We start from the raw sequence: 24,552 nt of genomic DNA on the forward strand, positions 1-24,552 counted from the left end.
ATGAATAGAATAAAGCAAACTATAATAGCACTTGCAATAGGTCTTAGCTTGGCAAATTGCGGTGATGATTTTTTGGATACTACTTCTTCGGACCAAATGTCCGATTCTAACACCTTTACTACGATAGACGGTGCGCAGCAAGTGTTGACCGGTGCTTATGACTGGTTGACCAATGGCTGGTTGGCTCATATGACCAACCAATATATTTTCTTCTTGCCTGACATTATGGGAGATGACGCATTGGTGACACCTGACCCCAACTACAATTATGGACGTTTTGTGTCTCCTTATCAATATACAGTTTCTCCAGGAAGTACCTATACTGATGACCCGTGGAAGGGATGTTACAGTATCATAGATAATACGAATGCCATTTTGGATAATATCGGAAACCTGGCAGAAAGTGCAGAGCGTAACAGAATTGAAGGTGAAGCGCTATCTCTAAGAGCTTATACTTATCATTTCTTAGTAAGAATGTATGCCAAACCTGTAAACAAGTACCCGGATAATCCGAGCATAATTTTACGTATTTCTTCTGGAACAGAAGACCTTCCTCGTGCTACAGTAAAAGATGTTTATAATCAGCTTGTCGTTGACATGGAAAAAGCATGTGGATTGTTGGACCAACATTCTTCTTCATCCAAGGCATATATCGGTGCGAATGCTGCTCATGGAATTCTTGCACGTTTGTATTTGGATTTAGGTGATGAAACAAATGGTATCAAACATGCCAATGCTGCATTGAAAGGTGTTAATTTGATGAATACGGCAGTTTACACAGCTGATTTCTGTGAAGTTAACTCAGAAACACTTTGGGCTTTCGAATGTCCAACTGATGATAATCAATTCTATCTTTCATTACCCTCTTTCTGGTATTTGTGTGGAGATGATTATGAAGATGCTGTTATTGGTTATAGCTCATTACGAGTTTCAAAGGCTTTGATTAATCTAATGGAAGATAAAGATATACGCAAAACTCAGTTCCCGAAAGATTCTGAAATAAACGATTATATCAGTGAAACAGGATACTTGACAACAAAGATTCATAGTCGTAATAATGAAATGGGACAAGGCTCTTTCAATATGCTGCGTGGTTCTGAGATGTATCTTATTATTGCTGAATTAGCTGCTGACAAACAGCATTATGATGTGGCTAAAGAAGCATTAAATGTTGTTCGGATAGCTCGTGGATTGGATAAATATAGTGGAACGGATGCCGGTTTAGCAGATGAGATACAACAAGAAAGAAGGCGTGAATTATTTGCAGAGGGACATCGCCTATTCGACATGAAACGTAGAGGTTTAGCATTGACAAGAACTGGAGTTGACGGACACGATTTGTGGACCAGTCAATTAGACCTTCCTGCTGGTTCTGATAGATTTGAATTACCTATTCCGCAAGCAGAGATTGATGCTAATGGAGAACTGACAAATAATGATCAGAATCCTGCTTATAAATAAGTCTGTAAGAAGGAGTATATCTGATTTCTGAACTTTCAAAACATCTCTATTTGATAGGGTGTTTTCTAAATAAAGTGTTTTAAAAGCCGTTCACTGTGAAGTAAGCGGCTTTTGTTATTCTATCTTTTCCACTTTATTTCTGCAACAATCATTTCCAAATAGGACGTATAGAAATCTGCTGCCGGGGATTAACGGTTATTTCTTCCTCGTCTTCCAAAGTAATAATTATGCCTTTAGATAATTGATAGTTGTCGTACCAAGTAAGTATCTTCCACAAATCCTATATATGATTTTATCGTGTCCGGACTTTTAACATCGACAGCCTTAGTTACAGAATTGTACGCAAAGCGATGAGTAGCGTTACTTGCCAAATAATACATCATCTCTCCAAGCTGCCTTTCATTGCTTATCTTGTTTCGCACCACTACATCCTTATAAATGATGTCGGTATAGAGTGAAAGCAAGTAGTTATCATTATCTGACTGAATGTATTGAGGAAAGTTTCCTATTCCTAGGTATTTTTGTATTTCACTAAGGAGTAGCACCTTGCCTTCTGCAGCATAAAATGTATCTTGTTTTATTGCTACTTGCTCTAGTTTCAGGAATTCATGGAAAGAAAAAGGATAAAGTTCCATAGTGACATATCTGCCAGTAAGAAAAGTGCCCAACTCTTTACTAAGTAGATTGGCATTACTGCCGGCAACAAACACCTTGCTCGTTTCTCTGCTCATAAATAACTTAGCGTAATAGACTTTTATCCACACAATCTTCCTCTCTTTATATATATTGCTAATATACAAAAAAATATGATATAAATAGAGAAACTTTCGATTGCCAATAGAAAGTTTTGTAACAAAGGAACCTATTTTTTATATGGAATTGCAAATTAAATTATGAACAGCATCTGAATGAAACAGATTACAACGATGAGTTAAACCTTGGAAGGGAATAATTCCACCGGAGTTGTTTGGAAAATAAAGTGTTTTTGATAGAGGTTGTCAAAATGTGAACTGCACAACCTCATTTTTTATTCTAGACTCTCGCAACAACAATCAACTTTTAAAAAACAATAACTATCAATTATCCATAATCTTATAAAAATATTGTATGTTTGCAATTAGATAAATGCATGAATATGGATTCTAAAAAACAACTCTACATCATTAGTGGTTGTAATGGTGCTGGTAAGACTACGGCATCTTATACTGTGTTGCCGGATGTTCTGGAATGCAAGGAGTTTGTCAATGCGGATGAAATAGCTCGTGGATTATCTCCTTTTAATCCCGAAAGTATGGCCATTGAAGCCGGACGGTTGATGTTGCAAAGAATCAATGAATTGCTGAAAAATCAACAAAACTTTTCTATAGAAACCACACTTGCCACAAGATCTTACACTCGCCTTGTCCATCGTGCACAAGAACAAGGATATAAAGTCAATTTAATATATTTCTGGCTGAGTTCGCCCGACTTGGCTATTCAGCGTGTAGCCCAACGTGTACGTAATGGTGGACACGACATTCCCAAAGAGGTTGTGCTCCGGCGTTATCAAGCAGGTATTGATAACTTTTTCAATATTTATATGCCTTGTGTGGACTATTGGCTATTGGCAGATAATAGCGAAACACCCCGTATAATTGTTGCTGAAGGTGGACGAGGAATGAAAATGCATATACATCACATTGAACGATTTAATAAAATACAAAGTTATGTCAGAGAATGAACGAAAAGAACTAAGCGAAAAGTTACATTTCGGTTTGGCATTAGCCGAACGTCGTATGCTTGAAGAAAAAGCATTGCGCAATGAATGCATTATACAAGGCTTGCCCAATGGAGAGATTAAAAGTGTACCGGCACGTATCATACTGCGTAAACTTTATGGAGAGGAGCTGAAACGATAGAAATATCCTCTCTTCAATAAACAGCAAACCTGAATTGTCTGCATGACACGAGAGTCAGCGCGGATTACAAAGTACATTCTTTATTCCCCTGAATTATAATAAAAAATATATCCACTCAGTCTTCGTTATTCTATGTAGACTATATTCTCTTACAAGAAAATCTCCTCATTACGTTTTTGACATGCTCCAAACAGTAGTTTTTCATAGCTATAGAATTCTTTACTCCAATTACTTTGTATTTGGAATAATCTCCATTTATAAGATAGAGACAATTACATGGTGTTCTATGCATAAAATGGATAAATAGGTAGGATAGTGTTTATGTAACCATTATAAATTCAATAGTATTTTACATAAGGGTTTACATTCTCATAGATGGAATAAACAACACGAGTAAATAATTGACAAAAAGCAACTAAATGATAGATATTGACAAAGCCCTTCTAGTTTTTGAGAAAAAAGATCCTGACGTTATGATTATAGCACATCAGTACAGAATTAAACACCTTCAAATCAGGATATTACCATTACAAATAGTATCATATAAGTAGATTGTCATTTACAGTGGATATGTATAGAGTATCTTCTCTAGAGGAATACTTTATTTCAGGAGCTCTTTTTATTTATTTTATATTGCTTATTATCAACAATATAGACATAATGTAGTTCCGCGAAAACTTTGGTAATTTCGTACATTGGTATGCAGACTCAAGAGGTTGATATTAAGCCGAATATAAAAGTATTCATGCGTTCCGATTCTGAGATGCTTGATGAGGTAATGGTGGTAGCTTACGGTACAGCAAAGAAGTCTGCTTTTACAGGTTCAGCCTCTGTGATCAAGTCTGAGACATTGGAGAAACGTCAGGTCTCCAACTTATCGAATGCACTTTCCGGTACTGTATCTGGTGTGCAGACACAAAGTACAAATGGCCAGCCGGGTACGAGTGCGACAGTTCGTATTCGCGGTATCGGTTCTATGTATGCCAGCAACAATCCTCTGTATGTAGTGGATGGTATTCCTTATGAAGGAGATATCTCCGCTGTCAATTCACAAGATATTGAATCAATGACCGTATTGAAAGATGCCGCAGCTGCTGCCTTGTATGGTGCACGTGGTGCAAACGGTGTTATTTTGGTTACTACAAAGAAAGGTAAGAGCGGTGATACGCAGATTTCTTTAGACGCCCGTTGGGGAGTCAACTCCCGCTTAGTGAAAAACTATGATGTATTGCAGAATGCAAATACCTATATGGAGACTGCATATTCTGCTTTGTATAACGGATACCTATATAATAGCGGATATACAGCAGAACGGGCTTATCAATTGGCCAATGCAGACTTGTTTCCAAAGCTGGGCTACCAAGTTTATACCATACCTGATGGACAATATCTTATTGGCCGGAACGGCAAGTTGAACCCTTATGCAACTCTGGGATATAGTGACGGTGACTATTATTATACACCGGATAACTGGTCTGATGAGATGTTCCAAAGTAATTTGCGCCAAGAGTATAATCTTAGTGTTTCTGGTGGTTCGGACAAATTAAGCTACTATCTGTCTGCCAGTTATTTGAATGATGAAGGTATTATTGAAAATTCAGGTTTCGAACGTATCTCCACTCGTATGAACGTGGATTATCAGGCTAAAAAGTGGTTGAAGCTCGGAGTTAATCTTAGCTATTCAAATGTAACAAGCCGTTCACCGGGCGATCAGGATACCGATGCTGCTACTTCTTCCGGTAATGCGTTCTTTGTTGGTAACTTTATCGCACCAATCTATCCGATGTATGTACGGAATGCAGACGGCAGTTTCCAATATAATGCCAATACTGGCTATCATGTATATGACTATGGTGATGGTTCAAGTACAAACTTCACCCGTAATTTTATGAGCATGTCCAATCCTATGAGCGGTTTCCTTTATGATACTGAAAAATATCTGATGGATATTCTGAATGGGAAATGGTATGCAAAGATTGATATCATTGACGGTTTGTCATTGACAGCTTCTTTGGGCTTGCATATTGACAACACACGCCAGCATAGTGTGGGTAACAAGTATTATGGTCAGTCGGCTTCCTATGGCGGTTCTGTTATGCAATACTCCTCACGCGTTTATTCGCTTGACCAACAATATCTGTTGAATTACAAAAAGACATTCGGCAACCATAACTTGGATATTCTTGCCGGCTATGAAAGTATGGACTTCAACACGGAAAGTCACTATATTTTAGGATATAACATGTATAGTGACAAGAACTGGACTGCATCTAATGTTATCGACCGCAAGAATGGTTCTGGCAGTTACAATGAATATGCCACAATCGGTATCATTACACGTGCCAGCTACGATTTCAATGAAAAATATTATGGTAGTGTTTCTTATCGTCGTGATGCTTCTTCACGCTTCCATCCGGATAACCGTTGGGGTAACTTCTGGAGTGTGAGTGCAGCATGGGATATGGCAAAAGAAAACTTTATCAGTCAATACGATTGGATCAACATGCTGAAGCTGAAGGCTTCTTTCGGTCAGCAGGGTAATGACAACCTCTATTATAAGGGATATACAAACTACTATCCGTATCTGGATCAGTTCACGGTTAGCGGGTCTGACGGTGTATTCTCTGATGGTGTGCTCTACTACAAGGGGAGCAAAGATATCACTTGGGAAACATCCAATTCATTCAATGTAGGTGTGGATTTCGCTCTTTTGGGAGGACGTATTGACGGTACAATCGAATACTTCAACCGCCAGACTAAGGATATGTTGTATTATAAACCGGTAGCGATGTCTAACGGTTATACCCAACTTCCTATGAATATCGGTTCGGTACGCAACTCCGGTGTGGAAATTGAATTGAACTATACTCCTATTGAAACTAATGATTTAAAGTGGGTGATCAATTGGAATGGAACATTGATGAAAAATAAGATTCTTGAGCTGCATCCGGATTTGAAAGGAGAGATGATTGATGGTTCCTATATTTATCGTGAAGGTGAATCTTTGTACCAGATGTATTTGACTAAATATGCAGGGGTAGATCCTGATTCCGGCGAAGCTCTGTATTGGGCAAAGGACGAAAACGGTGTAGAGTATAAGGATAAAGATTGGTCTGCTGCCTACAATTCCAATAGACAAGCTTCCGGTGACCTGTTGCCTACTATCTATGGCGGTGTCGGTACAACATTGGAGTTCCGTGGCTTTGATTTCTCCATCCAGTGTGCTTATCAGTTGGGTGGTACGATTTATGATAGTGGCTATCAAGCTTTCATGCATGGCGGTGACTCCCACTACATGGGATATAACTGGCACAAGGATATCTTGAATGCATGGACACCAGAGAATAGAAATACCAATATTCCGCGTGTAGATGCCATTGATAAATACACCAACTCTTTATCAGACCGTTGGTTGACAAGTTCTGATTATTTCTCTATCAATAACATCACCCTGGGCTATACTTTACCTAAGAGATGGTTGAGAAGTCTGGGTATCGGAAGCTTGCGTATTTACGGTGCGGCTGACAATGTGGCTCTTTTCTCTGCCCGTAAAGGGCTTGATCCACGTATGAGCTACACAACAGCTTCTACAGATAGATATACGCCTATACGTACTATTTCCGGCGGTTTGAAAGTAACATTCTGATAATAGTTCAATAATAAAATACAGAAAAAATATGAAGAAATTATATAAGATAACACCGTATGTTATGCTCGGTTTGATGGTAGCTGGATGTACAGATCTGGATACAGAACCGCTGAGTTCGACTATTACATCTGACCAAAAGGAAGAAGTTGTTGAATCTGATCCTTCCAGATTGGAAGCCAGCGTAGCAGCTGTGGCTGCAAATTTCACCCAATATGCCAAAATCTACACAGAAGATGACAATGTGCATAGTGATATAGGTTATCCGACCATTATGCTGGCCACGGAATCAAGAGGTACGGACATGGTGGCAGATATTACTGGTTATAACTGGTATTCCAATTCAGCCGATTACAGTGACTGCTTGAATACAAGTACAGCTACCATTGAATTCTGGGGTACATTGTACAATCAGATTTTTACAGCCAATAACGTAATCGGTACTGTAGATAACGAAACTGAAGATCCTACGTTACAATATTATCTGGCGCAGGCATTAGCTGTCCGTGCTTTTGACTATTTTACGTTGATACAGTTGTATCAGTTCAATTACAAAGGACATGAGAGCGCTATGGGTATGCCTTTGATTACAGAGCAGAATGCAACAGAAGTTGCAGCCAATGGCTGCGCCCGTTCTACTGTGCAAGAAACTTATGATTTTATCTTGGCAGACCTGAATAAAGCTATTGAGCTGCTGACAGCCACTACAAAAGAACGTGATGACAAGCGCTATGTCAGCTTGGATGTCGCTTACGGTATCCGTGCCCGTGTCTATCTGGCAATGCACAACTATGCGGAAGCTTTAAAGGATGCGGAAGCCGCACTGGCCAAAACTACTGCCACTCCATACTCCCGTGCTGATGTAAGCAAGCCTTCATTCATTAATATCGAAGACAATTCATGGATGTGGGGTATCTTGATTACAGAACAGGACCGTGTAAGTACAACCGGTATTTGTAATTTCCCTTCACATATGGGCTCTTTGAATTATGGTTATGCTTCTGTAGGTGGATGGCGTAGAATCAGTCCGAAACTCTATAGTGAGATTCCTGCCAGTGATGTCCGCAAGGGATGGTTCCTGAACGGTGAAGGTGTATCTGCCAATTTGCCTGCTGCGGCCCAAACATACATTACTGGGAAAAAGGCACCTGCCTATACACAAGTAAAGTATGGGGTGCTGAATGACCAATGGGGAACTGACAACAATGCTACGGATATAATATTGATGCGTGTTGAGGAAATGTATCTTATCAAGGCTGAGGCACAAGCTATGAGTGGTAATGTTAGTGGCGGTGTATCTACCCTTAACTCGTTTGTTACTGCATATCGTGACCCGTCTTATCAGTGTACAGCCACTACACCGGAAGCTGTGCAGGAAGCTGTTTGGCAACAACGTCGTCTTGAATTCTGGGGAGAAGGTATGGCATATTTTGATATTATGCGTCTGAACAAGGGAGTCAACCGTTTAGGCTGCGGCTTCCCGACTACTGCCGTATTTAATATTACAGCAGGTGATCCGGTTCAGATTTACAGTATTCCTAATAAGGAAGTACAATATAACCCATTATTGGAGAACAATCCGCTGGTTTCGGCACCTACACCAATACCTGATGTAGAATAATGTATATGTTAACTATTAAAAATATGGAATATGAAATATATAAATAAGATACTTAGTCTGTTTGTCATCGCACTGATAGCTACCTCTTGCGATCCTGATGCAGAAAGTTATACTCCGGGTGAACTGGAAGACGGTAATCAAGGCATCTGCTTTGTGGGCAATTACACCCAAACAGTGGAAGTTGAGCCGGGAATAACCTCTTTTGATTTAACTTTGACACGCTCCTTGACAGATGCTGCCGGTACGGTTGATGTTACTGTGATAAATAATGAAGAGAATATATTTGTATGCCCTTCCACTGTATCATTTGCTGCTGGAGAGAAAACAGCCAAGTTGACAGTTGAAACACCGTCAGCTGCCGAGGGTATCACTTATAATCTACAACTGGCTTTGAGTGGTAATGATGTCAGCAACTATTCTTCCGGATACCATGAAATATCAGTAAATTTTGCTATCTTGAAGTGGGAATCTATCGGTACCGGATACTATTTGGACGGTACAGTTGCTAATTTCTTTGGCGTAGATCCGTCTGTTCCGATGGCTGTGGAAATTGAAAAAACTACAACTGCTACCAGTACACGTTTCCGTTTTGACAGTCCGTTTGCCAAAGTTGCGACTGCACAAGATGAGGTTGGCGGTTTCAACGGTTATCCCTTTAATGAAGAGGCTGATGTAGTTCCAGGTGAATATACTTTCGTAATTGATGTGACTAAAGAAGGTGCTTCTTTGAAACCGGTTCAATATGGTATGGATTGGGGATATGGTATGTTCAGCGGTGGTTCTGTATATGGCAACCTATCTACTAATATAAATTCTTATCCTTTGGGAGTTTATAATGAAAAGGCCGGTAGTATTACCTTCCCAGCCAATTCGTTGTACGTAAGTATGGCTGACTATCAAGACGGTGGTGCATATCCTTGTACCAACCCGTCTTATCTCTACTTGAGTGCGGAAGCATACCTTAACTCTTTGGAGACAGAGTAATTTGAAAATTAAAAAAATTACATAAGAAAAGCCGGTTCACACAAAGGGCCGGCTTTTTACTTTAAATATTGATTCGTAGAGATTGAATCGTTAATTTACAGTTTTTCTTTATCCTCTGCCAACAAAAAGTTTCGCAGTGAAATCTGTTTAATTCCTTTGTAATTTCCCCCGCTTTGCATTTCATCCATTGTTACCACATATTTAGGGTAATTGTCTGCTATTTCCAAAAGATTGCCAAATTCTCGCCTAACAGTTGCATCGTCGGGAAGCATATACGCTACTTGAATATAGATTTTATGGTCGTCTTTGGAAGCAATGAAATCAATTTCTTTATTACCACTCTTTCCGACATATACTTCATATCCATATCTTAACAAATCAATGCATACTACATTTTCCATTAACTTGTTGATGTCTTTTCGAAAATCGAAATGCTGTATGGAATTATGTAATCCTAAATCTTCAAAATAATATTTCTCACCAATCTCAAAGATTTTCATCCCTTGGATTTCAGCTCGTTGAATTTTGTAAATAAAGAAACTATTGCACAGTGCCTTTAGATAGTTCAGAATTGTCTGCGTAGGAATGTTGACGTGTTGCGACTTTAAATATTTACTAATATTCTGGGCAGAAAAAAGAGAACCGGTATTATCTATCAGATAAGCTACGAGATTCTCCAAAAAAGATACATTCCGGATTGATTCACGGGCAACCACATCTTTTAGTAGGATAGTAGAGTAAACATTTCTCAAATACTCGAATATGACATTCTTGTCCATTGTTAGATTATGAATGTATGGCATACCTCCGAATGTAAGATAGAGTTTTAAACTTTCGGTGGAATCTTGACATTGATTGAAAGTTAAGAATTCCCCGTAGCTAAGTGAATGAATGGGAAATTCTATATATCTTCCTGCCAATTGAGTAGCAAGTTCACTGGACAGCATTTTAGCATTACTTCCGGTGCAATAGATATCGCATTTATTTTCGTTCAATAAACTCCGCAGACACAATTGGAATTCTTCAATCTCTTGGATTTCATCTACAAAAAGATAGTTATGATTATGCCCAGTAACCTTCTTTAAAACATATTGATAAAGATCCATGTAGTTCCTAATTTCCGTGAAGGCAAGTTGCTCTTTATCTACAAAAATGATATTGGCTTCCGGTATGTTTTTCTTTATGATATCTGATATCTGCAAAAGAATGTAGCTTTTACCTATCCTACGTTGGCCGGTTATTACTTTTATTATACTTTTATCAATAAACGGTTCAATTCTCCTTATGTATAAAGGGCGGGAGATATAATTTTTCATATTCAAACATGATTTAGTTTATATACAAAGATATAAAATATTTCAATTATAATTGAATCTTGCCGTATATATTATATATTCATCAATTATAAATAACATATGTAAAGCAAATATTTCTCAACAAAAAAATATTTTGGAACTTTTATGGATAAAATTTATCTTTCAAGATAAATTCCTCTATATAATCTATCGTTATTCTTGAATAAAAAACATTTATTGGGTTAATTAGTACATCACCAATTAAAAGAGTAGAATGAAATGTTACAATAACGCGCTCATTATCAGCTTTTAATTATTCAAAACGGTATGAAATGGGTACTTCGAGCCACTTACCTCCCTTTGCCATATACCTTTATAGATAATATACAATAGAATAAACTCTGTTCTATAGCAAACGTAAACAATTGTTTTTTAGCAATATACACTTATTGTAGTTCCGCGAAAACTCTGGTAATTTCGTACATCGGCATGCAGACTCAAGAGGTTACAATTAAGCCGCATGTACGGGTTGTCATGCAGAGTGATACTGAACTTTTGGATGAAGTTGTAGTTGTTGCCTATGGTACTGCTACAAAAAGATCCTTCACAGGTTCCGCTACTGAAATTAAAGGAGACCGTATTGCTAACAAAAATCCGTCCGAATTATCTAAAGCGCTAACCGGTGAAGTAGCAGGTGTACAAGTTATTTCAACTAGTGGACAACCCGGCTCAAATGCAAGCATCAGAATTCGCGGTTTAGGTTCTGTAAATTCAAGCCGTGCTCCGCTGTATGTAGTGGATGGAATCCCCTTTGGTTCAGATTTAAGTGGAATTGATCCTTCAGACATAGAGTCAACTACCGTATTGAAGGACGCAACAGCAACAGCTCTATATGGTTCAAGAGCTGCCAATGGAGTAATTTTGCTGACCACCAAAAGAGGTAAAAAAGGAAAAACGCAGGTTGAGGCAAATGTAAAATATGGTATCAACACCCGTATAATTCCTCTTTATGACACGATGGAAAATCCTGAAAGGTTTCTTGAACTGACATGGGAAGGTATTAAAAACAAATATATGTACCGCGCGAACAATCCTAAGGATGAAGCTACTGCCAAACAATATGCAAGCGAAGACCTTTTTGATGCAGATTACGGTATTGCCCCCGTATATAATATGTGGAAGGCTGAAGGTAAAAATCTGATAGATCCTGTTACTGGAAGAATGAAGGCAGGTGTAATCCGCAAATTTACTCCGGAGAAATGGGAAGATTATATTTTCCGTACAGGAGAAAAAGTAGAAGCCAATGTTAAGATATCAGGAGGTAGCGACAAGTTATCACATTATACCTCTTTCGGTTACTTGAAAGATGAAGGATACTATATAGGTTCGGATTTTGAACGTTTTAATGCCCGTTCCAATCTGTCTCAAGACATCACTTCATGGTTGAAATCAAATGTTAATATGGCTTATAGCTATATGGAACTGAATAAGCCCGGTCAAGGTGACAACATGAACAATGGTTTCCAATTCATTAATTTTATGCCTTCCATATTTCCGGTATTCCAACGTGATGCAGATGGCAATAAAATAAAGGATAATGTGGTCGGAGGATATCTGTATGATTATGGTATGGCTGAAGGTTATGGACGTCCTTACGCTTCAGGCGTAAATCCAGCCGGAGCGATTCAATTGGACAAGAATGAGTACCAGTCTCATTCATTCAACGGAAATGCCATGTTTGAAGCAACTTTCTTGAAAGACTTCAAAGGAACGGTAAACTTTGGATTGCAATATCTTGGTACAAAAAACAATGAATTGACAAATCCATATTATGGTGATGCAGAGGGGTTAGGACGTATTTTCAAAAACATGAGTACATTCTTCAGCTTCACGTCAAACCAGATATTGTCATGGAAGAAAAGTTTTGGTGTGCACAATCTCGATGCATTCGTTGCGCATGAATCTACATTCTACAAGTCATCTGACAACTATGGCCAGAAATCAAAGATTGTTCGTCCTAACAATACAGAATGGTCTAATGCTGTAATTATGGACTATATGGATTCTCAAACCTACGGGTTTGACATGGAAAGCTACTTCGGACAAATTAGATATGATTATAACGATAAATATTTCTTTCATGGAACATTAAGACGTGATGGTTCATCACGTTTTGCCAAAGGGCAGAAATGGGGAACATTCGGTTCTATCGGCGCCGCCTGGGCCATCACTAACGAAAATTTCATGAAAGACGTGAGCTGGTTGAAGAATTTGAAATACAAGTTAAGTTGGGGTGTGTTGGGTAACCAAGACTTTATCACCAATCCTACCATTGCAGGTTATTATCCTTACAATGATTTGTATACGATCGGTAACCTGAATGATGAAATCAGTTTTAGCTTTAAATATAAAGGTAATCCTGATTTGACATGGGAACGCAGCGAAACATGGAATACTGGTATCGAGTTTAATATAGCCGATATTTTGGAAGGTGAAGTGGAATACTACAATAAGACTACCAAAGATATGTTGTTCCTAAAGCAAGTATCTCCATCGCTGGGATATGCACAATACCCCGTCAATGACGGTAAAATGGTCAATAAGGGTCTCGAATTTTCTTTGGTGGCACATCTTGTGAAAACGAATGATATAAGTCTTGATTTACGTGTTAATGGTGGACATTATAAGAATAAAATGACCCAGATGCCTATGGATGATACCACAGGAAAAGAAAAGCCATTGGAGATACAAGGTGCTTACGGATGGTCGAAAGGACATTCTCTGTATGATTTCTATATAAGAGAATATGCCGGTGTAGATCCAGAAACCGGTATGGCATTATACAACTCATACTATAATGTAAAAGCCGATGGAAGCAAGGACTTGATTACAGATATGGTAACTTACCAGCAAAACAATAAAATAGAGCGTTTGGAAGTAGAAAAGACCTCCGATTATAACAACGCAACTAAGAAATATGTCGGGAAATCAGGTATTCCGACTTTACAAGGGGGATTCGGTTTTGATTTAGCTGTTAAAGGTTTCGAATTAAATACGACTTTCTCCTATAGCTTAGGAGGATATGCTTACGACGGTGTATATGCTACATTAATGTCTAACAATACACCTGGTAGTGGAAACTGGCATAATGACATTGAAAATCGTTGGCAAAAGCCGGGTGATATAACAGACGTGCCACGTTTAACTTCCGGATATGATGAATATACAAATGCATCTTCTACTCGGTTCATTACCAGTCGTTCTTATTTGAATTTATCCAATGTAAGATTATCCTACACATTCCCTAAAAAATGGATGAATAGAATGAACATTGGTTCCTTGTCGGTTTATGTTTCCGGTGACAACCTGATGTTCATTTCGGCTCGTAAGGGATTTGTCTCAATGGCAGGAAATACCGTCAGTACAGATCCTAATGAGGATTCCGGAGGCTCTGACAGAAGTCAGTATGCTCCATTGAGTACTATTATGGGAGGTATTAAGATTCAGTTCTAACAATAAAATCATTTGAATATGAGAAATGTAATATATAAAATAGCAGCTTGTTCTGCATTAGTAGCCTTGGTGCTTTCTGGCTGTAAAGAATCTTTTCTGGAGGAAGATCCAAATGGATATATTTCATCTGACCAGATAAAAGAAAATGCAGTGTGGAATCCTAATATCATGTTAGGTCAGGCATTAGGTACGTATTCCACAACATTTGCCTGGCAGACAGGCGGTACGACGAATCACGACGATTTCGGACAAAAATCCATTGATATTGCCACAGATTTAATGAGTGGGGATCTGGCAATGAGCGGAGAAACCTACGGCTGGTTTAGCGATGCAGCTAGATTGCAGTGTAATACTACCACAAAAAATAGAACCTACATGCTGTGGAGGTATTATTACCGCATCATCAAGGCCTGCAATGAAATATTTGACACTGTAGGAGGAGATGAAAGTGTACCGGCTAATGAGGATAACCAAAATTATTATGCACAAGCAAAAGCTTTGAGGGCTCATTCGTATTTCAATTTGGTGAATTTATATGCAAAACCTTACGATATTGATAAAAATGCTAAGGCCATACCTCTTTACCGTTCTCAAACCACAGCAGAGACATTAGGACTCTCCACAGTGGAGGAAGTGTATGAACGGGTTATTATCGACTTGAAGGAATCAATAAATATTTTGGAAGAGTTGGAATCAGCAGGTATTGGTCGTCCCAACGGCACTAAGGACCAAATCGACCAATGGACAGCTAAAGGAATACTTGCCTATGTTTATTTGACCAAAGGTGAATATGAGAATGCTGCTGCATTAACTTCCGATATTATCAATAACTCAGGATATCCTTTGATGAGTGAAACTGAAATTATCGAATCTGGATTCCGGAGTATCAATATCGGTTCATGGATGTGGGCATTTGATATTACCAAAGATAACACCGGAGGTTTGCCCACATTCTGGGGACAGGTAGATTATTTCACTTATAGCTACTGTTCTGCAGGTGATTATAAAATGATAGACCATAATCTGTATAATGAAATACCTGAAACAGATACTCGTAAACAGTGGTTTCATCCGTCTGTATTGATTAGCTGGTATAAATTTTATGATGCCGGAAGAAAAGCAATGGGAGACCGTACATGGACAAATGATATTGTTTACATGCGAGTTGAAGAGATGTACCTGATAAATGCTGAAGCCAATGCACGGGCAAATCATCTGCCCGAGGCAAAAGCAGCATTGAAGGCTCTATTAGAACAGCGGGATCAGGCCACGGCTGCAGAAGTGGACAATATGAATGCTGATCAATTACTGGAAAACATATACTACAACTGGCGTGTAGAAATGTGGGCCGAAGGACGAGGTTTACTTACCTTGAAACGTTTCCACAAATCAATGGTACGTGGTGACAACAACTACGCATTGACTGGTGAAACAATCTCATACGATGACTCCAGATTGATCTTTGAAATTCCAGAGCGTGAAGTAACGAATAATCCCAATTTGCAGAAATGATAAAGTGCCACATTAGATTGTGCAAATCAGATGAATAAAAGAGGGAGAGTATCTAAATTTAGAATACTCTCCTTTTTTAATATAACGAAATCTGGTTCTTGTTGTATAAAGAGGGCAACACAAATCATTGCAGATGCACTGACATATCAATCTTATTTAGACTGCTTCAATAACCATATTTCAAAGAATTTATCGTAAACCTTGTATTCTCCAAGTTCACAAGTAACAAAATCCTTGTCCAACAATCCTTTTATAGCTCCTTGTACTGAGCTGGCTGTCAATTTATAGGTTTTCAAGAATCTGGAAGAAGTTATTTCCCTTGCTTTTCCTTCTTTGCAAATGGCAAACAATACCTCCTTTTGTTTGGGAGGAAGTTGATAAAGAAGAGAGGAATAAGTAAAATTCAACTGAGACTAAATGTTTTCGATCGCTATGCTCACTTTGTCTGCCGTACAAATTTCACCTGTAGCTGTCATTGCATACAATGAGTTGGAGATGAATTGAATATACCATGTAATGCCCTCAAAACGTTCATATACGTTCTGAACAGTTTCTTCTGTAATGTCTTTATTGGCTATGAGGAAATGTTTCCTAATAAACTTTGTGTAAGTTCCTATGTCTATTGGATGTAATTCCATGATGGCTGTACTTTGATAGAAAGGGCGTGCTGGACTTGTGAATATTTCGCCCATCATATGCCGTTGGGAACCTGCATAAATAAATCTTGCATTTGCGCAATGCTGAATATGGGTACGCAATACAGCTTCAATATTTTTTCCGGATATTTGGCAATAGCTTGAAATTCGTCAATAGCCACCAGGCAGGGCTTGTCGGCCTTCTCCAAATAATAAAAAATTTCATCCAAAGTAATAGAAGGAGTTTTTATATCTCTCATCTCCAAATTCCAACCGGGATTTCCTGCAAAATCAAATGAAATTCCCGCCCGAAGCGATGACAAGCAACTTAAAAACAAATCCCACGCTTTTCTACCTCGTGGTTTCAGACCATTCATAATTCCTTTGCCAAGCTCAAAAACAAACTCTTGAAGATTCTTAGTCGCATATATATCAATCAAGAAAATATAATATTCCTTTTCGATATGTTTTTTGATGAAAACAATGTTCTATTAAGCCCGTCTTTCCTAAACGACGAGAAGATATTAAAGCTACATTGTTACCATTTGTGATATAACGGGTTAATGTTCCGGTTTCAGCTACACGGTCACAAAAATATTCAGCGGATATATATCCATTGGTTATGAAAGGGTATTCTTCTCCATAAAGTGAATGCTTTATACAAAAAAAATTATAATCTTATTATAATGCAAATATCACAATGCTTTTGTATCGATTCTCCAACTTTGTTTCATATAATCTGTCAGAGGAAATCTGTTGATTTACTCTTCTCATATTGGAAATTAAATTATAGATTTACAATCTTTCTTTATCCTCTGCCAACAAAAAGTTTCGCAGTGAAATCTGTTTAATTCCTTTGTAATTTCCCCCGCTTTGCATTTCATCCATTGTAACTACATATTTGGGGTAATTGTCTGCTATTTCCAAAAGATTGCCAAATTCTCGCCTAACAGTTGCATCATCGGGAAGCATATATGCTACTTGGATATAGACTTTATGGTCGTCCTTGGAAGCAATGAAATCAATTTCCTTATTGCCACTCTTTCCGACATATACTTCATATCCATATCTTAATAAATCAATGCATACAACATTTTCCATTAACTTGTTGATGTCTTTTCGAAAATCAAAATGCTGTATGGAATTATGTAATCCCAAATCTTCAAAATAATATTTCTCACCAATCTCAAAGATTTTCATCCCTCGGATTTCAGCTCGTTGAATTTTGTAAATAAAGAAACTATTGCACAGTGCCTTTAGATAGTTCAGAATTGTCTGCGTGGGAATGTTGACGTGTTGCGACTTTAAATATTTACTAATATTCTGGGCAGAAAAAAGAGAGCCGGTATTATCTATCAGATAAGCTACGAGATTCTCCAAAAAAGATACATTCCGGATTGATTCACGTGCAACCACATCTTTTAGTAGGATAGTAGAATAAACGTTTCTCAAATACTCGAATATGACATTCTTGTCCATTGTTAGATTATGAATGTATGGCATACCTCCGAATGTAAGATAGAGTTTTAGACTTTCGGTGGAGTCTTGGCGTTGATTGAAAGTTAAGAATTCCCCATAGCTAAGTGAGTGAATGGGAAATTCTATATATCTTCCTGCCAATTGAGTAGCAAGTTCACTGGACAGCATTTTAGCATTACTTCCGGTGCAATAGATATCACATTTATTTTCGTTCAATAAACTCCGCAGACACAATTGGAATTCTTCAATCTCTTGGATTTCATCTACAAAAAGATAGTTATGATTATACCCAGTAACCTTCTTTAAAACATATTGATAAAGATCCATGTAGTTCCTAATTTCCGTGAAGGCAAGTTGCTCTTTATCTACAAAAATGATATTGGCTTCCGGTATGTTTTTCTTTATGATATCTGATATCTGTAAAAGAATGTAGCTTTTACCTATCCTACGTTGGCCGGTTATTACTTTTATTATACTTTTATCAATAAACGGTTCAATTCTCTTTATGTATAAAGGACGGGAGATATAATTTTTCATATTCAAACATGATTTAGTTTATATGAAAAGATATAAAATATTTCAATTATAATTGAATATTTCCATGTATATTCCACATTCATACATTATAAATAATATATGTAAACTAAATATTTCTCAACAAAAAAGAATTTTGGGACTTTTATGGATAAAATCTATATTTCAAGATAAATTCCTCTATATAATTTATCGTTATTCTTGAATAAAAAACATTTGTTGGGTTAATTAGTACATCACAAATTAAAAGGGTAGAATGAAATTTAATAATAACGTGCTTATTATCAGCTTTTAATTATTCAAAATGGTATGAAATGGGTACTTCAAACCACTTACCTCCCTTCGCCATATACCTTTATATAGAATATATAATAGAGTAAGCCTTGTTTTATAATGATTGTAAATTATTAATTTTCAGCAATATACATATATTGTAGTTCCGCGAAAACTCTGGTAATTTCGTATATTGGTATGCAGACCCAGGAGGTGGCAATAAAATCCAGCGTAAAAGTGGTGATGAAGTCTGATACTGAGATGCTTGATGAGGTAATGGTGGTCGCTTTCGGTACAGCAAAGAAGTCTGCATTTACGGGTTCGGCTAAGGTGGTTGGTACCGAAAAGCTGGAGCAGTCGCAAGTGACGAATGTTACCGATGCTTTGGCAGGTGCTGTGCCGGGTGTGACATTGACTTCCAATGACGGTGCTCCAGGTGCAAAATCATCCATCAAGATTCGTGGTTTTAGTTCTATCAATGCAAAGAATGACCCTCTGATTATTGTGGACGGCGCTCCTTATAGCGGTGATATTAATAATATCAATCCTAACGACGTTGAGTCAATGACAGTATTGAAGGATGCAGCTTCGAATGCACTTTACGGTGCTCGTGGTGCTAATGGTGTAATTATCATCACTACCAAAAGAGCCAACATGTCGGGAGAGGCTAAGGTGACTTTTGATGCTAAGTGGGGTGCTAACACTCGAGCGTTGCAGAAATATGAAGTGATTGACAATCCTGGCATGTACTACGAGATGCATTATCGTGCCATGAACAATTATTATAAGTCAACGGGAATGAATGACCAGGCTGCATGGCTTGAGGCAAACAAGAATTTGTTTGGCTCCAACGGTGGATTGGGATACAATGTATATACGGTTCCCGATGGGCAATTCCTCATCGGCCAGAACGGTAAGCTCAACCCCAACGCTACATTGGGTAGAGTGACGAACTATAAAGGACGTGATTATCTGCTGACTCCGGATGATTGGGAAGATGTAGGAATGCGTACCGGTCTGCGTCAGGAATACAACTTCTCGGTGAGCGCAGCCAATGAAAAGTCCTCTTTCTATGTTTCTTTAGGTTATCTTGGAAATGAGGGTATCACTGAAGGCTCTGACCTGAAACGTTTGACAGGCCGTTTGAAAGCCGACTATCAGGCAAAGAAGTGGTTGAAGATTGGTGGTAATATGGGATATGCACGTTTTGATTCTAACTCGTTGAGTAACAATGGTACCAGTTCGTCTACCGGTAATATATGGGCGTTTGTTACCCAAATGGCTCCCATCTATCCCGCCTACGTGCGCAATGCTGACGGCAGCATCATGGTGGATAATAATGGTATTGGAATGATGGACTACGGTAGTGGTATCAATGCAGGTATGCAGCGTCCTTTCATTGCTGATGCCAACCCTATTCTAGACAATAAACTAAATACCAGAAACTCTGAAGGAAATGCCATTAACGGCAACGCCTTTGTAGATATAACTCCTATAGAAGGCCTAAAGGTGACATTCAATGGTGCTTTCAACTTGGATGAGACACGTCATAGTTACGTTTACAATCCTTACTACGGGCAGTTCGACTCCACTGGCGGTACAGTGAGTAAGTATCATACACGTACTTACGATTACAACCTGCAACAACTTGTTTCTTATGCCCGTTCGTTTGGCGACAATAACTTCGATATTCTTTTAGGTCACGAATATTATGATTATCGCTACTATGAACTTGGGGCCAGCAAGTCGCAGATGTTCTCTCAAGGCAATAAGGAATTGGATGGTGCCATTATCGACGGACAAGGTGCTTCTTCCTATAAAGAGCGTCGTAACAATGAAGGTTTCTTCGGCCGTTTGCAATACAATTATGACGAACGCATCTTCGGCTCGGCTTCTTTGCGTCGTGATGCTTCCAGCCGTTTCCATCCGGACCATCGCTGGGGTACATTCTGGTCGGTAGGCGGTGCGTGGCTTATCAACAAAGAAAGCTGGTTTGATGCTTCATGGGTGCAGGAACTGAAGCTGAAGGCTTCTATTGGTTCACAAGGTAATGACAATATCGGTGACTTCCTCTATACGGATAGATTTAACATTATCAACTCTAACAACAGCCTTGGTACTTCATTTAAATCTAAGGGCACTAAAGACATCACTTGGGAAACCAACACTAACTTCAATATCGGTGCAGAGTTCCAGTTGTGGAACCGTGTAACCGGTAGCATCGAGTACTACAGACGTAAGACTTCGGATATGTTGTTCTCATTTACCGTGGCTCCATCATTGGGTTATGCTTCCTATATGGACAACGTTGGTAACATGGTCAATAGTGGTGTGGAAATGGACTTCAATGTGAATATCTTCGATACACGTAACTTTACGTGGGATGTGAATGTGAACATTTCAACCTTGAAGAACCGTATTACGATGCTTGATCCTGATAAGTTGATTACTACTGAGTATACAGCTGATGGAAAAGGATATAAGGGCTATTCTAACGGAAGCTTCTTCATTGGTGAAGATTTGTCTATGTTTACATGGCGCTTGAAGGAGTATGCCGGAGTGAATGAAAAGGGTGAGTCTTTGTTCTATAAGAATGTCAAGGACGAGGCCGGCAATATCACCGGACGTGAAACGACTACGAATCATGCTCAGGCTGACTATTACATCACAGAGGAAAGCTCAATACCTAAAGTGTATGGTGGTTTCGGTACCAAACTGAAAGTCTATGGCGTGGACTTTGGCATAAACTTCACTTACCAGATTGGTGGTAAGCAATATGATGGTACGTATGCTTACTTTATGTCGTCACCTTATGGTACGGCTGGTTACAACTACCATAAGGATTTGCTGAACTCATGGACTCCTGAGAACACAAATACTAATATCCCTCGTTTCCAGATGAACGACCAATATTCAGGGGCAATGTCTACGCGCTTCTTGACAAATGCAAGCTTCTTGAATATCCAGAATATTAATGTGGGCTACACGTTGCCTTCCAAGTGGACAAGAAAGTTGGCCATCAACTCATTGCGTGTGTATATGTCGGCAGAAAATGTTTTCTATTGGTCTAAACGTAAAGGGTTCGACCCACGTCAGTCATACGACGAGACAACCAATGCTACTTTCTATTCACCGATGCGTACCATCTCTGGTGGTGTGTCATTTGAGTTCTAAACCTAATATATAGATTACAATGATTATGAAGAAGAATATATTCAAACTATTTTCGGTTATGGTCGTATCGGCCACGGTATTGACCGGCTGTATAGAAGAGGTTTTTCCCGAAGATTCTACAGCGACCTCCGATCAGATTGGTGCATCGGCAACAGCGATTGAGGCTTCGCTTAATGGCTTGCCATCGCAAATGGTACAAGGCTATCTAGTGTACGGTAAGCAAACACATGAGACCGACCTTGCTTATCCCTCATTGATGTTGGCCCAGACAGAACTGCTGGGTGATGTCGTGGCTACGGATTACGGATATGACTGGTGGTGGCGCTTCAATGCCAATAATGGTATGAACGACACCGGCTATTATTCATATTTGCCTTACTTCACCCTATATAAGTTCGTTAAATCGGCCAATGACGTGATTGCGGCCGTTGATGTGACTGATCCCACAATTACCGATGAAATGCGTGGGCTTGGAAGTATAGCCCATGCTTTCCGTGCATTGGACTATTATACGCTGATGGTACTTTTCGAACCGGTAGAAAACATCTATACCGATTGTAGCAAGGTACTGGGGCTGACGGTGCCCATCGTGACTGAGGCAACAACTAACGACATTGCGAAGAGCAATCCGCGTGCAACCCACGAAGAATTGGTGAATTTCATTCTTGCCGACCTTGACAAGGCAGAGATAGGTCTGGAGTCTTATACACCTGTCAGTAAGAACTTCCCTGACTTGGCGGTCGTATATGGTCTGAAGGCCAAAGTATATATGTGGGATGGTCAGTTTGCTAAAGCTGCCGAGTATGCCCGCAAGGCTATTGATAAGTCGGGAGCAACACCTATGAGCGAATCACAGTGGCATAATCCCACTACCGGTTTCAATACGGCTACTTCTGCATGGATGTGGTACCTTCACCCCACGGCTTCCAATATGGGTAATCTTGCTAATTTCATTGGTCACATTTCCAATGAAGCGGATTGGGGATATGCTTCTTTGTCTAAGCTCCAGATGGCACGTTCACTTTATGACGCGATTCCTGCTACCGATTTCCGCAAATATTCTTACCTTGACCCGGACAGAAGTACTTACGCTTACCAGTCAGTGAGAGGCAATGCATGGCTGGATGAACAACCGGATTATATGTCATTGAAGTTCCGCCCCGTGGGTGGTGACTATAACACTTATTCTGTGGGTGCGGCTGCAGATATTCCCGTGATGCGTGTGGAAGAGATGTATCTCATAGAGGCTGAAGCAGTAGGTGCCAGCCAGAATGTGGCAGCAGGCGTACAGTTGTTGAATAACTTTATGAAGCAGTACCGCCAGAGCAATTACAATTTCAGTACGGGTGATTTGCGTAATTTCCAACTTGAGGTGTTGAAACAGATGCGTATCGAGTTCTGGGGTGAGGGAATCGCATTCCCCACGGCTAAACGTCTGAAACCGGATGTCATTCAGAATTATGAGGGTACCAACTTTATAGAAGATATCTTCAAGATAAACTGTAAAGGTGTGAAGCCCAACTGGACATTGATGATTCCTAAGACCGAGGTCGATTCAAATACTGCCCTTCAGGGAATGAACAATCCGGACCCGTCCGGTGCTATTGCTAAACGTCCTACTCCGATAGGGGAGTTTGCACCGGGTAACAATTAACCAATGAACTAACTTTTAATAGAATTTGTATATGAATAAGATATTCAATAAATTGTTTTTGGGCTTGGCCGTATGCGGTTTGGCTATGACGGCTTGTTCAGACGGTGTGGAGTGGGAGCCTTCTCCGGTTCCTACCGAGGGTGTACAAGCTTATATTTATGCTGATAACACTGATTTGACTTATTATCCGAATGATGAACAGGTTTTTGTGGTCAAAATCGGCCGTCAGAAAACAGATGCGGCTGCATCTATTCGCTTGACTACAGATGCGGAGAACGTAACAGTGCCGACAACGGTTGATTTTGCTGCCGGTGAAGCACTCAAAGAAGTAAAGATTGCGTTTGACATAGCTGTGGGTACTACTGCATCTTATACAATTACCATTCCTGAAGAAGATTCCTATGTTTATGGTTCACCCAAGGTGACGATAAAAATAAAGCGTGACTATACTTGGCTCAATATAGGTATAGGCTACTATGCATCTCAATTATTTGGCGAGGGTTGGGATCAACCTGTACTGAAGGCTAAAGAGGCTAATATCTATAAGCTGGAAGATTGCATTACGAAAGGATATCCCATCATGTTTACGCTAAGCGATGACAATCAAGAACTGATAGGTTGGGATCCTCAACCTACTGGTTATGACAAGACGGATTATGGTATGCTATATTTTGCAGCTGCAGGTATGGAGCGTAAAGGGAACGTGTTGTCTTTCCCGATGCAGGGCTTAGTAATACTTGACGGTGGTAAATGGGGAGTACTGTATCAGGGATTCACGGAAACGTTGGAGATGCCGGAAGGGTTCTGATTATCCTGGCAATTAGATAACATGTAATTTGAAATGGCATGTAAGATGAAGTTCGACTTCATTTT

Annotated in this window: 13 protein-coding genes and 2 pseudogenes; 11 read left to right on the forward strand and 4 right to left on the reverse strand. The window is 39.2% G+C overall.

Going from position 1 to position 24,552, the window contains the following annotated elements:
• On the forward strand, positions 1-1,461 hold the full coding sequence (locus NQ510_RS07120) for a RagB/SusD family nutrient uptake outer membrane protein (protein ID WP_005824584.1): 1,461 nt from the start codon (positions 1-3) through the stop codon (positions 1,459-1,461).
• A gap of 233 nt (positions 1,462-1,694) precedes the next feature.
• On the opposite strand, the gene NQ510_RS07125 is transcribed toward NQ510_RS07120, so the two are convergent.
• Complete coding sequence (locus NQ510_RS07125; RefSeq protein WP_229031933.1) at positions 1,695-2,192, reverse strand: AAA family ATPase; 498 nt, start codon at positions 2,190-2,192, stop codon at positions 1,695-1,697.
• Positions 2,193-2,596: 404 nt separating this feature from the next.
• Here NQ510_RS07125 and NQ510_RS07130 point away from each other — a divergent pair, with 404 nt between their 5' ends.
• From NQ510_RS07130 to NQ510_RS07150, 5 genes are all read left to right on the forward strand, one after another.
• Positions 2,597-3,181: a zeta toxin family protein gene (locus NQ510_RS07130; RefSeq protein ID WP_005824335.1), complete on the forward strand. Its 585-nt coding sequence runs from the start codon at positions 2,597-2,599 to the stop codon at positions 3,179-3,181.
• Entirely contained in the window at positions 3,168-3,359 is a 192-nt protein-coding gene (locus tag NQ510_RS07135; protein ID WP_005824336.1) for a hypothetical protein, read from the forward strand. Before NQ510_RS07130 ends, NQ510_RS07135 begins: the two co-directional genes overlap by 14 nt.
• A 679-nt stretch (positions 3,360-4,038) precedes the next feature.
• Positions 4,039-7,005, forward strand: coding sequence for a SusC/RagA family TonB-linked outer membrane protein (locus NQ510_RS07140; RefSeq protein WP_074668634.1), 2,967 nt, complete (start codon positions 4,039-4,041; stop codon positions 7,003-7,005).
• Positions 7,006-7,036: 31 nt separating this feature from the next.
• A complete protein-coding gene (locus NQ510_RS07145; protein WP_005824273.1) occupies positions 7,037-8,626 on the forward strand; it encodes a RagB/SusD family nutrient uptake outer membrane protein in 1,590 nt (529 codons plus the stop codon).
• A 30-nt stretch (positions 8,627-8,656) separates the two neighbouring features.
• A complete protein-coding gene (locus tag NQ510_RS07150) occupies positions 8,657-9,610 on the forward strand; it encodes a hypothetical protein (protein WP_005824271.1) in 954 nt (317 codons plus the stop codon).
• 95 nt (positions 9,611-9,705) lie between these two features.
• Here NQ510_RS07150 and NQ510_RS07155 read toward each other — a convergent pair whose 3' ends face one another.
• Entirely contained in the window at positions 9,706-10,926 is a 1,221-nt protein-coding gene (locus tag NQ510_RS07155; RefSeq protein ID WP_008665782.1) for an ATP-binding protein, read from the reverse strand.
• A gap of 447 nt (positions 10,927-11,373) precedes the next feature.
• Between NQ510_RS07155 and NQ510_RS07160 the strand changes: the two genes are divergently transcribed.
• Both NQ510_RS07160 and NQ510_RS07165 read left to right on the forward strand, forming a co-directional pair.
• Positions 11,374-14,418 carry a SusC/RagA family TonB-linked outer membrane protein gene (locus NQ510_RS07160; RefSeq protein WP_074668629.1) on the forward strand — a complete coding sequence of 1,015 codons (3,045 nt, stop codon included), beginning with the start codon at positions 11,374-11,376 and terminating at the stop codon, positions 14,416-14,418.
• A gap of 18 nt (positions 14,419-14,436) precedes the next feature.
• Positions 14,437-15,930, forward strand: a complete 1,494-nt coding sequence (locus NQ510_RS07165; RefSeq protein ID WP_005828414.1) for a RagB/SusD family nutrient uptake outer membrane protein — start codon at positions 14,437-14,439, stop codon at positions 15,928-15,930.
• Positions 15,931-16,082: 152 nt separating this feature from the next.
• Here the strand turns inward: NQ510_RS07165 and NQ510_RS07170 are convergent.
• A pseudogene (locus NQ510_RS07170) lies at positions 16,083-17,225 on the reverse strand (AAA family ATPase).
• 135 nt (positions 17,226-17,360) lie between these two features.
• Entirely contained in the window at positions 17,361-18,581 is a 1,221-nt protein-coding gene (locus NQ510_RS07175) for an ATP-binding protein (protein WP_005828427.1), read from the reverse strand.
• A 432-nt stretch (positions 18,582-19,013) separates the two neighbouring features.
• Here NQ510_RS07175 and NQ510_RS07180 point away from each other — a divergent pair.
• The 3 genes and pseudogenes from NQ510_RS07180 to NQ510_RS07190 all read left to right on the forward strand — a co-directional run.
• Positions 19,014-22,025, forward strand: a pseudogene (locus tag NQ510_RS07180) (SusC/RagA family TonB-linked outer membrane protein); the annotation flags it as partial.
• Between the two features lie 25 nt (positions 22,026-22,050).
• Positions 22,051-23,679, forward strand: a complete 1,629-nt coding sequence (locus NQ510_RS07185) for a RagB/SusD family nutrient uptake outer membrane protein (RefSeq protein ID WP_225982625.1) — start codon at positions 22,051-22,053, stop codon at positions 23,677-23,679.
• A 31-nt stretch (positions 23,680-23,710) separates the two neighbouring features.
• A complete protein-coding gene (locus NQ510_RS07190; RefSeq protein WP_005824260.1) occupies positions 23,711-24,487 on the forward strand; it encodes a hypothetical protein in 777 nt (258 codons plus the stop codon).
• Positions 24,488-24,552 lie beyond the last annotated feature (65 nt).

It is taken from the genome of Bacteroides uniformis (assembly GCF_025147485.1).
In the GTDB taxonomy this organism is placed as follows: domain Bacteria; phylum Bacteroidota; class Bacteroidia; order Bacteroidales; family Bacteroidaceae; genus Bacteroides; species Bacteroides uniformis.

Bases quoted from the DNA above. Each gene is read 5' to 3' on its own strand.
- NQ510_RS07155 (WP_008665782.1), bottom strand. From the start codon at position 10,926: ATGAAAAATTATATCTCCCGCCCTTTATACATAAGGAGAATTGAACCG.
- NQ510_RS07190 (WP_005824260.1), top strand. From the start codon at position 23,711: ATGAATAAGATATTCAATAAATTGTTTTTGGGCTTGGCCGTATGCGGT.
- NQ510_RS07125 (WP_229031933.1), bottom strand. From the start codon at position 2,192: ATGAGCAGAGAAACGAGCAAGGTGTTTGTTGCCGGCAGTAATGCCAAT.
- NQ510_RS07145 (WP_005824273.1), top strand. From the start codon at position 7,037: ATGAAGAAATTATATAAGATAACACCGTATGTTATGCTCGGTTTGATG.
- NQ510_RS07175 (WP_005828427.1), bottom strand. From the start codon at position 18,581: ATGAAAAATTATATCTCCCGTCCTTTATACATAAAGAGAATTGAACCG.
- NQ510_RS07165 (WP_005828414.1), top strand. From the start codon at position 14,437: ATGAGAAATGTAATATATAAAATAGCAGCTTGTTCTGCATTAGTAGCC.
- NQ510_RS07150 (WP_005824271.1), top strand. From the start codon at position 8,657: ATGAAATATATAAATAAGATACTTAGTCTGTTTGTCATCGCACTGATA.
- NQ510_RS07135 (WP_005824336.1), top strand. From the start codon at position 3,168: ATGTCAGAGAATGAACGAAAAGAACTAAGCGAAAAGTTACATTTCGGT.
- NQ510_RS07130 (WP_005824335.1), top strand. From the start codon at position 2,597: ATGGATTCTAAAAAACAACTCTACATCATTAGTGGTTGTAATGGTGCT.
- NQ510_RS07185 (WP_225982625.1), top strand. From the start codon at position 22,051: ATGAAGAAGAATATATTCAAACTATTTTCGGTTATGGTCGTATCGGCC.
- NQ510_RS07120 (WP_005824584.1), top strand. From the start codon at position 1: ATGAATAGAATAAAGCAAACTATAATAGCACTTGCAATAGGTCTTAGC.